Below are 12,184 nucleotides of genomic sequence, written 5' to 3'. Positions count from 1 at the left end.
GCGAACGCCGCGGCGCGCGGATCCGGGTCGATGCCCGTGACGCTCAGCCGCAGCCCGTCGCGCCGGGCCCACCGCGCGAGGGAGAGCGGCACGTCCCCGCCGCCCGACCCGATGTCGAGGAGCGTCGTCTCCCGGTCGGCGGACAGCAGCGGGCGGATCCTCGACCGGTAGACCCCGCGCCACCCGGCGACCACGCGGTTGACCACCGGGAAGCGCGCGTAGGTGCGGTCGAGCGCCGCCGGGTCGCAGTCCGGGTCGTCCATGAGCTCGGTGAGCCCGGTGTCGCGGCGGGAGAGGTCCATCAGGCGGTCCGGCGCGTCATGAGCGCCGTCTCGACCGTGAGGCCGGGGCCGAACGCCATGGCGCACACGCGTCCGGCGCCGGGACCGGATGCGGCGACGAGCGAGGCGACCGCGACATCCGGCCGGCCGGGCACGTCCGCGGGCGGCATCCGGTGCAGGATCCGCTGGAGCACGAACAGCACGGTCGCGCTCGACATGTTGCCGACCTCCGCGAGCGTGGACCGCGACGCCTCGAGCTGGGCGGGCGCGAGGGCCAGCCGGTCCTCCACGCGGTCGAGGATGCTGCGGCCGCCGGGGTGGATCGCCCAGTCCTCGATCGACGCCGGCGCGATGCCATCGAGCGCGGGCACCTGCGCCCAGAGCGGCACGAGCGCGCCCGTGATGTGCTCGTCGATGATCCTCGGCACGTAGCTCGACAGGATCATGTCGAAGCCCTGGTCGCCGATGGTCCACGCCATGTCCTCCTCGCCCACGGGGGTGAGGACGGTCTCGAACGCGTCGAGGTCGAGCACGGTGGATCCTGCGGGCGCCGGCCTCGCGGTCACGACGGCGGCCGCGGCCCCGTCGCCGAAGACGGATGACGCGACGATGGTGTCGGCGTCGCCCGACGAGTGCAGGTGCAGCGAGCACAGCTCCACGCACACGACGAGGACGACGGCGTCCGGGTCGGCGGCGCAGAACTGGGCGGCCATGCGGAGCGCCGGGAACGCGCCGTAGCAGCCCATGAAGCCGAGGTGGAAGCGCTGGGTGGACGCCCCGAGCCCGAGTCCGCGCACGACGGCGTAGTCGGGTCCGGGCGCGTAGAAGCCCGTGCAGGAGACGGTGACCACGTGCGTGACGTCGGACGCCTCGAGCCCTGAGGCCTCCTCGACCGCCTGGCGCGCGGCGCCGAGCAGCAGGGCGGGAGCCTCCCGGATGTACGTGTCGTTGCGCGCGCCGGTGCCGGGCGTGAGGATCCGCCCGCTGGCCCGGTCGTAGAACACGGGATCGCCGTCGGCGGGATCCGCGGGCGCGTCGGCGCCCTGCATGCCGGGCGCGGTGCCGAGCTCGCGGATCACCGTGTGCCGCGTGCGGATCCCGGACGCGCCGAACGCCGCGGACACCAGCCGCGTGCCGAGCCGCCCGAGCTCCGGCTGGCTGCCGAAGAGGTCGCGCACGCCGTCCTGCGCGAGGACGGTCGGCGGAACCGCCGTGGCGATGGAGCGGATCGAGGCGGTCAGCGTCGGCCGCCCGAGACGACGGCGGCCCCGACCGCGAGGACGACGGCCACGGCGCCCGCGCCGATCGACGCGGCGACGGCGGGGTCCTTCTTCGTGAACGCGCGCGTGCGGCGCGCGACGTCCCTGCTGGTCGTGCGCACTCGGGCGGTGACGTCGTCGCGGATGGCGCGCGCGCGTCCCGCGGCGTCGGCCTTCAGCTCGGAGGCCCGGGCGGGCACGTCGAGCGCGGTCTCGAGCTCCCGGACGGTGCGCGCGAGCTGGTCCCGGCCGGCCTGGATGTCGCGCTTCAGCTCCTCAGGGCTGCGCTTGGGCGCTGGCGGGATGTTCGCGCCCTCGCCGTGCGGCGCCGACTCGGCGACCGTCTTGTGCTTGCGGACCTCGCGGGCGACCGTGGTGACGGCGCCGAGGACGCTCACCTCGCCGGTCGGGGACTTCTTCTTGGCCATGCGCGGGCTCCTGCCATCGGGAAAGGACATGCGGTGGATCCATTCTGCTCCGTCGTGCCCGGCGCGGGCACCGACGGCGCGAGGGGCCGGCGCTCACGCGTCGACCCCTCGCGGGTGCCGGGCGTCGCCGCCCGGATCGGCCCCTCCTAGAAGAGGGCCTTCTCCTTCAGCCAGTCGGCGGCGATGGCGGCGGGCTCCGCCTTCTCGTCGCCCTGGTTGCGGCGGTTCATCTCGGTGAGGTCCTCGGTGGTCAGCGCGGCCGACACCTCGTCGAGGATCGAGGAGACGTCGGGGTTCATCTTCGCCGTGTTGACGAGCGGCACGACGTTCTGGGCCTTGATGAGGTTCTCGGGGTCCTCGAGCGTGACGAAGTCGTTGTCGAGGATCGACGGCGTGGTCGTGTAGATGTTCGCCATGTCGACCTGGCCGTCGAGGAGGGCCTTGACGGTGTTGGGGCCGCCCTGGTCCTCGATGTTCACGAGGCTCGCATCGATGCCGTAGACGTCGGTGAGCCCGGGGATCCCGTACGGGCGCTCGCCCAGGACCGCGCCTCCGCCGACGCGGACGGTCTTGCCCCGGAGGTCGGAGAGGCTGGTGACGCCGTTCGCCTCGGAGTACTCCGTGGTGACGTTGTAGGAGTCCTTGTCCTCGGCCGGCGACTGGTCGAGCACCTCGAAGCCGTCCGGCAGCGCACCGGTCAGGGCGCTGTAGACGTCATCGCTCGACGTCTCCGTGGAGTCGGGCTCGTAGGCGGAGAGCAGGTTGCCCGTGTACTCGGGGATGAGGTCGATGGACCCCTCCTCGAGCGCCTTGAGGTAGACCTCGCGCTCGCCGATCTGCAGGTTGCGCGTGACCTTCACGTCGTTGGCCTCGAGGGCCTGTGCGTAGACCTCGGCGAGGATGACGTTCTCGCCGAACGCGGCCGAGCCGACGGAGATGGTGTCGGTGGGCGCGGCGGAGGCGGATCCGCCCGAGGTGTCGAGGGGATCGCCGGACGCGCAGCCGGCGAGGGCCATCGCGGTGCCCAGCGCGACGGTGCCGACGAGGAGCCGGCGGGTGATGCTGTGGGTCATGTGCTGTGTTCCTTTCAGGGAGTGGTGCTGACCGCGGACCTCGACGAGGTCCGTGGTGAGTCGGGGGTGCGTCCGGATGCGGCGACTACGCCGCGCGGCACGACGGCGCGCTGGACGATCGCGAAGAACGCGTCGACGAGCAGGGCGAGGGCGGTGACGAGGAGGGCGGATGCGAGCAGCAGCGGGTAGTCGCTCGTCGTGAGCCCGGTGAAGATGTCGCGGCCGAGGCCGCCGAGCCCGAGGTAGGCGCCGAGGGTCACCGTGCTGATGACCTGGAGGATCGCGGCGCGGAAGCCGCTGATCATCAGCGGCAGGGCCAACGGGATCTCCACGCGGCCGAGGATCTGCCGCTCGGTCATGCCCACCGCGCGCGCCGCGTCGATCGCGGCGCGGTCCACGGCCTGAACGCCGGAGTAGACCCCTGCCAGCAGCGGGGGGATGCCGAGCAGCGAGAAGGTGAGGATCGGACCCGTGAGCCCGATGCCGAACAGGAGGCCCAGCAGCACGAGCACGCCGAGCGTCGGCAGCGCGCGGAGCCCGCCGGAGAAGGCGACGGCGACGGTGCGCCCGCGCCCCGTGTGGCCGATGTACAGGCCTGCGGGGATCGCGATCAGCGCGGCGACGCCCATCGCCAGGGCGGTGTAGCCCAGGTGCTCGACGAGCCGCGTGCCGTAGCCCGTGGCCCCGCCCCACCGGGAGCCGTCGAGGAGGAGGCCGAAGGCCTCGGCGAAGAGGTTCACGAGGCGCTCCCGTCCGTGACGAGGGAGGCGCGGCGGGCCGCGCGCGTGCGGGCGCGGAGCGACGGCTGCGCGGACCAGGGCATGAGCAGCCTGCCGGCGACCAGGAGGATGAGGTCGAAGACGAGGGCGATCACGACGATGCCGACGATGCCCGTGACGATCTCGGTGTAGAACTGGCGCCGGTAGCCGGTGAGGATCATGGTCCCCAGGCTCTGGATCCCGGACAGCGAGCCGACGGTGACCATGCTGACCGTGCTCACCGAGACCACGCGGAGCCCGGCCAGCAGCACGGGTCCGGCCAGCGGCAGCTCGACGCGCCAGAACCTGGCCCACCCCGCGTAGCCCATCGCCGTGGCGGACTGCTTCACGTCCGGCGACACCGAGGCCAGCGCGTCCGACGTGATCCGGATCATGAGCGCCACCGCGTAGACCGTCAGCGCGACGACGATGTTCAGGGGGTCGAGGATGTTCGTGCCGAGGACGGCCGGCATCGCGAGCAGGAGCGCGATCGACGGGATCGTGTAGAGCGCGCCGCCGAGGGTGAGCAGGGCACCGCGCGAGCGCCGGTACCGGTTGGCGAGCCACCCGAGCGGCAGCGAGATGACGAGGCCCAGGATCACGGGCACGACGGACAGCGCGACATGCGCGACCGCCAGGTCGAGCACCGTCTGGATGTTGGCGACGACCCAGTTCACGCGGGTCCCGCACCCTGCGCCTGGGCACCGGGGGCGTGCGCGGCCCCCGCCTCGGTCGACGCGGATGCGGTTCGGGAGGCGGAGCGCCCCTCGTCGTCGAGCACGCCCACGAGCCGGCCGTCGCGGTCGACGAGGACGCGGCCCGTGCCGGTCTCTTCGACGTGCAGCGCGCGCTTGCCCTTGTCGGCGCCCACGAAGTCGCGCACGAAGTCGTTCGCCGGGTTCGAGAGGATCTCCTGCGGCGTGCCCTGCTGGGCGATGCGGCCGCCCTTCTCGAGGATCACGACCTGGTCGCCGAGGAGGAACGCCTCGTCGATGTCGTGCGTGACGAAGACGACGGTCTTGTCGAGCTCGGTGCGCAGGCGGATGAGCTCCTGCTGCAGGTCGTCGCGCACGAGCGGGTCGACCGCGCCGAACGGCTCGTCCATGAGCAGGATGTTCGGGTCCACCGCGAGGCCGCGGGCGACGCCCACGCGCTGCTGCTGGCCGCCGGAGAGCTGCGACGGGTAGCGGTCGGCCATCGAGCGGTCGAGGCCGACGGTGTCCATGAGCGCCAGGGCGCCCTCGCGCGCCGCCCTCTTGTCGACGCCCGTGAGGCGCGGCACGGTCGCGATGTTGTCGACGACCTTGCGGTGCGGGAGGAGGCCGGAGTTCTGCATCACGTAGCCGATGCTGCGGCGGAGCTTGACGGCGTCCTGGGTGGCGATGTCGGTGCCGTCGATCTCGATGCGGCCCGAGGTGGGCTCGACCATCCGGTTGATCATGCGCATGAGGGTCGTCTTGCCGCAGCCCGAGGAGCCGACGAGGACCGTCGTGGTCTGCGAGGGGACGACGAGGCTGAAGTCCTCGATCGCGAGGGTGCCGTCCGGGTACTGCTTGCGGACGTGGTGGAACTCGATCATGGGTGGCTCATTCCTCGTAGGCACTACGAATCGACACTTGCCAGGCACACCAGCGAACCACGCCCGCCGCGGATCACCCGCACCGGGTCGTCCCCTGACGCCACTTCGTAACAAATGGGGCTCCAGCGGACAGTCCCCGGATGCCGCGCACGCGTCGGTCGGCGTCGGACGCGTCCGCCAGGATGGAGGGCATGACGCGCATCCTCGCCCGGGCCACGACCGCCGACGACCTGGTCGGGCTGCTCGACGTGGATCACGCGGGCGACGCCGTGCCCGCGCCCTCATGGCGCATCGAGCCCGGGCAGCGCGTGGCGGTCCTCGTCGACACGCTCCCCCGCCGCGCCGAGGGCGACACCGAGGACCAGGTGCCCGTGCGGCGCCTCGAGTCGGCCAGGTGGGGGCTCGTGCCCGCGGGATCCCCCGGGCCGGACCAGGGCCCGCCCCTCGCGGAGGTCCCCGCCGAGCAGCTCGCCACCCGGCCGGAGCTCCTGCAGGCGCTCGTGTCGCGGCGCGCGGCGATCCCGGTGTCGGGCTACTACGAGCACCACGAGACCGACGACGGCCTCCGCACGCCCTATCTCGTCGGCGCGGGCGAGGGCACCGTGCTGCTCGCGGCGCTGTACGAGTGGTGGAGGGATCCGGCGCGCGCCGCCGACGACCCGGCCCGCTGGGTGCTGAGCTGCGCGGTCCTCACCCGGCCGTCGGCCGGCACGGTGGAGGCGCTCGCGGAGCGCATGCCCGTCGTGCTCTCCCCCGACGTCGTCGAGGAGTGGCTCGACCCCACGGCCGAGGGCTCGCCCGACCTCCTGCGCGCCGTCGCCGCGCAGGCGGAGGACGTGGTCGAGCAGCTCGCTATCGACGAGGTCGGCCCCGGCATCGACCAGGGCGCACCGGACACGGCGGAGCTCGCCCGGCCCGTGTGATCCGCGGCGCCACCCGCCGCACGGGCGCCACCCGCCGCCCTCCGGGTGCCCGCTCGCGTCGGGCGGCGCCCCGCGTCTGGTTGACTGGCCGCGTGGCCCCCTCCTCGAAGAAGAAGAAGCACGCGACCCGCACGCTCCTCGAGTCACCGGCCGCCGCCCCCGTGCTGCACCGGGCGGCGCGCATCGAGGACCGCATCCACGAGATCCGCGAGGGCCGGGCCCGCAAGCGCGGGCTGGAGCCGACCGTCATCCCGTACGCCGGATACGGATCCGTGCGCTGGGTCCGCGTCCTCTGCCGCGTCCTCCTCACCGACCCGAAGAGCAAGCGCGCCCTCGCCGGCGACAAGGTCGTCCGCGGCTGGCGGAGCTTCACGAGCGTCCCGCTCACCGACGTCGACGTCGTCGTCGAGATCGACGGGACCGAGCACCACGTGCGGGCCGACCGCGGCGGCGTCGTCGACCAGGTCGTCGAGGCGAGCCTGGCGAGCGGCTGGCACACGATCCGCATCCGGTCCGAGGGGTCCGAGACCGTCGAGGCGCCCGTGTTCATCGTCGGCGACGACGTGCGCACGGGGATCCTCAGCGACATCGACGACACCGTCATGGTCACCGCGCTCCCCCGGCCGTTCCTCGCCGCCTGGAACACGTTCGTGCTCGACGAGCACGCGCGAACGCCGACGCCCGGCATGGCCGTGCTCTACGAGCGGCTCCGCCTGCAGCACGCGGGCGCGCCGGTGCTCTACCTCTCGACCGGTGCGTGGAACGTGGCGCCGACCCTCACCCGGTTCCTGTCGCGCAACCTGTACCCGCCGGGCCCGATCCTCCTCACCGACTGGGGTCCCACCGTCGACCGGTGGTTCCGCAGCGGCATGGAGCACAAGCGCAACAACCTGCGGCGGCTCGCGGAGGAGTTCCCGCGGGTGAAGTGGATCCTCGCGGGCGACGACGGCCAGCACGACGAGCTCCTGTACGGCGAGTTCGCGGAGCAGCACCCCGACAACGTGGAGGTCGTGATGATCCGCCAGCTGAGCGCGGGCGAGGCCGTGCTCGCGGGCGGGCGCGCCAAGGCCGAGAAGCGCGCGCTCGACAGCCCCATCCCGTGGGTCTACGCCCCGGACGGCGCGAGCCTCCTCGCCCAGCTCGACGACCTCGGGCTCGCGGACGACTCGGGCACCCGCATCGGGACCTAGCGGATCCGCGACCGCGCACGAGGGCCCCGCAGGACATGCGTCCTGCGGGGCCCTCGTGCGTGCGGGTGGATCAGACGGCGTCGGTGAGCGCCTGGAACTCGTCGTCGGTGAGCTCGATGCCCGCCGCGGCGATGTTGTCCTCGACGTGCCCGACCGACTTGGTGCCGGGGATCGGCAGCATGACGGGCGAGCGGCGCAGGAGCCAGGCGAGCGCGAGCTGCGAGGCGCGCGCGTCGTGCTGCTTCGCGAGGGCGTCGAGCGGGCCGCCGTCCTTCGCGAGCTCGCCGGTCGCGAGCGGGAACCACGGGATGAAGGCGAGGCCCTCGGCCTCGGCGTAGTCGAGCAGCGGCTCGGCGTCGCGCTTGGCCAGGTTGAAGAGGTTCTGCACGGAGACGATGTCGGCGATCTCGCGGGCCGCCTTCACATCGTCGACCTGCACCTCGGAGAGCCCGATGTGGCGGATCTTGCCCTCGGACTGCAGGTCCTTGAGCACGCCGATCTGGTCGGCGAGCGGCACGGCGGGGTCGATGCGGTGCAGCTGGTAGAGGTCGATGCGCTCGAGCCCGAGGTGGCGGAGGCTCAGCTCCAGCTGCTGGCGCAGGTACTCGGGGCGGCCGACGGGCTGCCAGTCGCCGGGGCCGGGACGCGTGAGCCCGCCCTTGGTCGCGATGACGACGTCGTCGGCGTAGGGGTGCAGCGCCTCCTTGAGGAGCTCCTCGGCCACGAACGGGCCGTAGGAGTCGGCGGTGTCGAAGAACGTGACGCCGAGCTCGGCGGCGCGGCGGATGACGCGGACGGCCTCGGCCGGGTCCTCGGGGGCGCCCCAGACGCCCTCGCCGGTCAGCTGCATGGTGCCGTAGCCGAGCCGGACGACGGGCAGGTCGCCGCCGATGGTGAAGGTGCCGGAAGCCCCGGCGGGGCGGGTGGTGGTGTCGGTCATGTGGACCCTCCTCGGGTGTCGATGACGAGGGGGCGTCTGCCGCCCTCGGGACCCTGGAGCCAACGCGGCGGGCGGCGGATCCATGCCCGATGCGCGCGATCCGGACGCGACCCTCAGGCTCCGGTCGAGGGTGAGGCGGATCCGCCCGCTCCCCTCCCGGATGTCGGCGCCCGTTCCTACACTCGGATCAGACGTTCGAATATCCGTTCGAACCAGGATGCGCGGCCGGCGCGACGAGGGAGGAGCGGCATGATGCGGATCGACGAGGACGTGGAGGTCGAGCTCTCGGGAGACGGCTCGCCGCTGCGGTTCACCTGGCGGGGCGTGGTCTACGGCGTCGTCAGCTCGCCCGAGCGGTGGATCGCCCGGGTCGACTGGTGGCAGCGCACCGGCCGCGCGCCCCGCGGCGCGAGCGCCCACCTGCTGGAGCTGTCGATGTGGCGCGTCGAGGCCGTGCCGCTCACGACGGGCGCGCGCCGGGTCGACGGCTCGTTCGACCTGAGCGTCGACGCGCGCGGCCGGTGGTCGCTCGTCACGGCGTCGGACGAGGAGCTGGACGTGCGCCTGTTCGCCTGAGCCGAGCTGCGGCCGGACGACGCGGCCCCGCGCAGCACGGCGTCCCGCCGGGGAATAGCAGGGGGCACCCGCGCCTTCCCCCATGGGCGCCGCACGCGGCGTCCCGCACGCAGGTCACCCGGACCGCGGCGCACGGAAGGATCCATCGATGGCGGCACTCGAGTGGCTGTTCGACGCGCAGCTCCGCATCGGCGACCAGACGATCCTCTGGCGCGAGATCGTCGGCAACCTCTTCGGCCTCGCCAGCGCGCTCGGCGGCATGCGCCGGAAGGTGTGGGCGTGGCCCGTGGGCATCGTCGGCAACGTGCTCCTCTTCACCGTCTTCCTCGGCGCGGTCTTCGGCACGCCGAACCCCGTCAACCTGCTCGGCCAGGCCGGCCGCCAGGTCATGTTCATCGCCGTCTCGGTCTACGGCTGGCAGCGCTGGCGCCAGGCCCGGCACGGCGGCGCCCCCGTCGTCCCGCGGTGGGCGTCGGGCCGCGAGCGGATCCTGCTCGTGGTCGCGCTCGTCGGCGGCACCGCGCTGCTCACCCCGCTCTTCCGGGCGCTCGGCTCCTACGAGCCCGTGTGGGCCGACGCCTGGATCTTCGTCGGCTCGCTCCTCGCCACCTACGGCATGGCCAAGGGCTGGGTCGAGTTCTGGCTCATCTGGGTCGCCGTCGACCTCGTCGGCGTGCCTCTGCTCGTGAGCGCCGGCTACTACGCGTCCGCGTTCATGTACGTCTTCTACGGCGCCTTCACGCTCACGGGCTTCTTCGTCTGGATGCGTGCCCGCGGCACCGACGCACCCGCGGTCGAGACGGCCTTCCCGGATCCGCGCGTCGTCGAGGCGCCCGCCGACCGCTGACGGACCCGCGGATCCGCGCAACCGAGAGGCGCTGCCGCGACGGCCGCCCGTGACGGGCCGTCGGAGGATCAGCCCCGGCCGTTGGAGCAGGTGCTCTGCGCCGCCGTCTGCCCGGTGATGCTCTCGTCGAGCACCTCTGACGTGGGGGCGGGCGCGGGTGCGGAGCCGTCCGTCGGCGGTTCGGTGGTGGCCGGCGGGGTCGTCGCGCCGTCGGCCGGCACGCTGCCCGACTCGTCGGTCTGGCTGGTCTGGCCGAGCGAGAAGTCCGCGTCGGAGGCGAGGAGGCCCACGAGCTGCGCGGCCGCCGCCTCGTCCGGCTGGACGCGCCCGTTGGCCAGCACCGTGCCCGGGTACTGCAGGAACACGACGTCGTCGAGCGGGATGTCCTTGAAGGTGAGCGCCACCGAGACGAGCGTGTCGAGGTCGGCGAGCGACGTGGACAGCTGCATGTTGTCGACCACGGCGCGCGCGATGCCGTAGAGCTTCGCCGGGTTGGTGAGCGTGTCCGAGCTCTTGATGGTGCGCACGAGCGCGCTCAGGAACACCTGCTGGTTGCCGATGCGCGAGATGTCGCTGCCGTCGCCCACGCCGGCGCGGGTGCGCAGGAACTGCACGGCCTCCTTGCCCTGCAGCGGGTGGATGCCCGGATCCAGCGAGAGGTCGGTCTTCGGGTCGTAGATGCCGTTGGCCACGCACACCTCGACGCCGCCGACGGCGTTGGACATCTCGACCACGCCGTTGAACTGCACGACGCCGCCGTACGGGATGTCGAGCCCGGTGAGGCCCTCGACCATGCGCACGGTGCAGTCGAAGCCGCCGCGGGAGAGCGACTCGTTGAGCTGCGCACGGGAGCTGGCGGCGTACTGTGTGCCGTCGGGTCCCTCGCAGGCGGGGATCGGGACGAGCATGTCGCGCGGGAACGAGATGACGGTGGCGCGGCTGCTGTCCTCGCTGATGTGGAGCAGCATCGTGACGTCGTTGAGGGTGGCCGTGCCCACGTCCTCCGCTGCACCGTAGCCGTCGCCCTGGCCGGCGCGGCTGTCGCTGCCGACGATGAGGATGTTGGCGCCGCCGTCGATGCCGCCGAGCGAGGGCGGCATCGTCTGGCCGCCCGAGATGTCGACCGTGTTGTCGGCGACGGTGCGGGAGAGGTCCCAGGCGGCGATGCCCACGACCGAGAGCGTGCTCACCAGGGCGACTGCCACGGTCGCGCCGATGCCCTTCATGACGGTGCGCCCGGCGCTCGGGGTGCGGAGCCTGCCGTGGCGGGCGATGCCGCGGACGCGGGCCCGGTCGGCGCGGGTCCTCTGGGGAGCGTGCTGCATGGATGGATCTCTCGTCGCCGGGCGGGGGGCGCCGGGCGCGGGCACCCGGATCCTCCACAGGCTAGCCGAGGCCGGTGGAGAGTCCCCTCGGCGCGCGGCGGGATGCGCTAGGCGCGCGTGCGCTCCTCGTCGCTCAGGTGCGCGTCGAGGAACGCGTCGATCCGCCGCCACGCGTCCGCCGCCGAGGTCGGCTCCGGGCCCATGCCGACGGCGCGCATCACCGGGCGCAGCGCCCTGGGTCCGGACTCCGCCTCGTTGAGGAACGCGTGCCCGGCGTCCGGGTACTCCCGCACGTCGTGGTCGATGCCGTGCGCCACGAGGGCGGCCTCGAGGCGGTCGGCGGATCCCGCGAGCTGGCGGTCGCGGCCGCCGTAGCTCGCGACGACGGGGCACGCGCCGTCGAGCACGCCGTCGAGGTCCTCGGGGAGCATGCCGTAGTTGACGCTCGACGCGTCGAAGCCGCGGGAGGCCGCCGCGAGGGCGAACCCGCCGCCCATGCAGAATCCGATGACGCCGACGCGGCCCGTGCAGTCGGCCCGGGCGAGGAGCGCGCGGCGCGCGGACTCCACGTCGACGAAGGCGCGGCCCTCCCCCGCCGCCAGGGTGCGGAAGGTCGCGACCAGGCAGCGGCGGGCGCCGCCGGCGGAGAACAGGTCCGGCATGAGCGCGAGGAACCCCGCCTCGGCGAGGCGCTCGGCCTGGCGGCGCATCACGTCGGTGACGCCGAAGGCCTCGTGCACGACGACCACCGCGGGCCAGGGCCCCTCGCCGTCGGGCACCGCCAGCACGCCGTGCAATCCGGGTGACGCCTCGGGCGAGGCCGCGGGCAGGGGGATCTCGGTCAGGGTCACGGGCATGCCCTCACGCTAGGACCCGGCCGGCGCGTCGTCGCCGGGATGCGACGACGCGCAGCGAGCCGTCAGGCGTGCGAGCCCCCGCGCGCGGCAGCGCGGCCTGCCCGACCGGACCGGGTCGGTCAGCGCCAGGCGGTCGGCCCCGCGGATC

14 protein-coding genes are annotated in these 12,184 nt (G+C 73.4%); 4 read left to right on the top strand and 10 right to left on the bottom strand.

Going from position 1 to position 12,184, the window contains the following annotated elements; translation table 11 throughout:
* From DZG00_RS06900 to DZG00_RS06870, 7 genes are all read right to left on the bottom strand, one after another.
* Positions 1 to 302 (bottom strand): class I SAM-dependent methyltransferase (locus DZG00_RS06900; RefSeq protein WP_511172838.1); only part of this gene is annotated, 302 nt, incomplete at its 3' end.
* A complete protein-coding gene (locus DZG00_RS06895) occupies positions 302 to 1,522 on the bottom strand; it encodes a type III polyketide synthase (protein WP_119382138.1) in 1,221 nt (406 codons plus the stop codon). The genes DZG00_RS06900 and DZG00_RS06895, both read right to left, overlap by 1 nt.
* Positions 1,519 to 1,968, bottom strand: a complete 450-nt coding sequence (locus tag DZG00_RS06890) for a DUF3618 domain-containing protein (RefSeq protein WP_233549068.1) — start codon at positions 1,966 to 1,968, stop codon at positions 1,519 to 1,521. The genes DZG00_RS06895 and DZG00_RS06890 overlap by 4 nt, the downstream gene beginning before the upstream one ends.
* Positions 1,969 to 2,114: 146 nt before the next feature.
* On the bottom strand, positions 2,115 to 3,041 hold the full coding sequence (locus tag DZG00_RS06885) for an ABC transporter substrate-binding protein (RefSeq protein WP_119382137.1): 927 nt from the start codon (positions 3,039 to 3,041) through the stop codon (positions 2,115 to 2,117).
* Between the two features lie 14 nt (positions 3,042 to 3,055).
* Positions 3,056 to 3,781: an ABC transporter permease gene (locus DZG00_RS06880; RefSeq protein ID WP_119382136.1), complete on the bottom strand. Its 726-nt coding sequence runs from the start codon at positions 3,779 to 3,781 to the stop codon at positions 3,056 to 3,058.
* On the bottom strand, positions 3,778 to 4,476 hold the full coding sequence (locus DZG00_RS06875; RefSeq protein WP_119382135.1) for an ABC transporter permease: 699 nt from the start codon (positions 4,474 to 4,476) through the stop codon (positions 3,778 to 3,780). The genes DZG00_RS06880 and DZG00_RS06875 overlap by 4 nt, the downstream gene beginning before the upstream one ends.
* Entirely contained in the window at positions 4,473 to 5,378 is a 906-nt protein-coding gene (locus DZG00_RS06870) for an ABC transporter ATP-binding protein (protein ID WP_119382134.1), read from the bottom strand. The genes DZG00_RS06875 and DZG00_RS06870 overlap by 4 nt, the downstream gene beginning before the upstream one ends.
* A gap of 191 nt (positions 5,379 to 5,569) precedes the next feature.
* Between DZG00_RS06870 and DZG00_RS06865 the strand changes: the two genes are divergently transcribed.
* On the top strand, positions 5,570 to 6,301 hold the full coding sequence (locus DZG00_RS06865; RefSeq protein ID WP_119382133.1) for an SOS response-associated peptidase: 732 nt from the start codon (positions 5,570 to 5,572) through the stop codon (positions 6,299 to 6,301).
* Between the two features lie 92 nt (positions 6,302 to 6,393).
* Positions 6,394 to 7,491: an App1 family protein phosphatidate phosphatase gene (locus tag DZG00_RS06860; RefSeq protein WP_233550090.1), complete on the top strand. Its 1,098-nt coding sequence runs from the start codon at positions 6,394 to 6,396 to the stop codon at positions 7,489 to 7,491.
* A gap of 70 nt (positions 7,492 to 7,561) precedes the next feature.
* Here the strand turns inward: DZG00_RS06860 and DZG00_RS06855 are convergent, their stop codons facing one another.
* Positions 7,562 to 8,431 carry an aldo/keto reductase gene (locus DZG00_RS06855; RefSeq protein ID WP_119382044.1) on the bottom strand — a complete coding sequence of 290 codons (870 nt, stop codon included), beginning with the start codon at positions 8,429 to 8,431 and terminating at the stop codon, positions 7,562 to 7,564.
* 249 nt (positions 8,432 to 8,680) lie between these two features.
* Between DZG00_RS06855 and DZG00_RS06850 the strand changes: the two genes are divergently transcribed.
* Complete coding sequence (locus DZG00_RS06850; RefSeq protein WP_233549058.1) at positions 8,681 to 9,007, top strand: DUF6504 family protein; 327 nt, start codon at positions 8,681 to 8,683, stop codon at positions 9,005 to 9,007.
* A gap of 148 nt (positions 9,008 to 9,155) precedes the next feature.
* Positions 9,156 to 9,854 (top strand): nicotinamide riboside transporter PnuC, encoded by a 699-nt coding sequence (pnuC, locus tag DZG00_RS06845; protein ID WP_119382045.1) that lies wholly within the window; start codon positions 9,156 to 9,158, stop codon positions 9,852 to 9,854.
* Between the two features lie 68 nt (positions 9,855 to 9,922).
* On the opposite strand, the gene DZG00_RS06840 is transcribed toward pnuC, so the two are convergent.
* Both DZG00_RS06840 and DZG00_RS06835 read right to left on the bottom strand, forming a co-directional pair.
* Complete coding sequence (locus DZG00_RS06840) at positions 9,923 to 11,179, bottom strand: LCP family protein (RefSeq protein ID WP_119382046.1); 1,257 nt, start codon at positions 11,177 to 11,179, stop codon at positions 9,923 to 9,925.
* 107 nt (positions 11,180 to 11,286) lie between these two features.
* Positions 11,287 to 12,036 (bottom strand): dienelactone hydrolase family protein, encoded by a 750-nt coding sequence (locus tag DZG00_RS06835; RefSeq protein WP_119382047.1) that lies wholly within the window; start codon positions 12,034 to 12,036, stop codon positions 11,287 to 11,289.
* Positions 12,037 to 12,184 lie beyond the last annotated feature (148 nt).

The organism is Clavibacter lycopersici (genome assembly GCF_003576405.1).
Classification (GTDB): domain Bacteria; phylum Actinomycetota; class Actinomycetes; order Actinomycetales; family Microbacteriaceae; genus Clavibacter; species Clavibacter lycopersici.
Note: the sequence above shows the minus strand (reverse complement) of the source record. Positions and strands in the feature narration are given on the sequence as shown.

Coding starts and splice junctions, on each gene's coding strand:
- DZG00_RS06865 (WP_119382133.1), top strand. CDS start 5,570: ATGACGCGCATCCTCGCCCGGGCCACGACCGCCGACGACCTGGTCGGG.
- pnuC (WP_119382045.1), top strand. CDS start 9,156: ATGGCGGCACTCGAGTGGCTGTTCGACGCGCAGCTCCGCATCGGCGAC.
- DZG00_RS06855 (WP_119382044.1), bottom strand. CDS start 8,431: ATGACCGACACCACCACCCGCCCCGCCGGGGCTTCCGGCACCTTCACC.
- DZG00_RS06890 (WP_233549068.1), bottom strand. CDS start 1,968: ATGGCCAAGAAGAAGTCCCCGACCGGCGAGGTGAGCGTCCTCGGCGCC.
- DZG00_RS06840 (WP_119382046.1), bottom strand. CDS start 11,179: ATGCAGCACGCTCCCCAGAGGACCCGCGCCGACCGGGCCCGCGTCCGC.
- DZG00_RS06885 (WP_119382137.1), bottom strand. CDS start 3,041: ATGACCCACAGCATCACCCGCCGGCTCCTCGTCGGCACCGTCGCGCTG.
- DZG00_RS06870 (WP_119382134.1), bottom strand. CDS start 5,378: ATGATCGAGTTCCACCACGTCCGCAAGCAGTACCCGGACGGCACCCTC.
- DZG00_RS06850 (WP_233549058.1), top strand. CDS start 8,681: ATGATGCGGATCGACGAGGACGTGGAGGTCGAGCTCTCGGGAGACGGC.
- DZG00_RS06835 (WP_119382047.1), bottom strand. CDS start 12,036: ATGCCCGTGACCCTGACCGAGATCCCCCTGCCCGCGGCCTCGCCCGAG.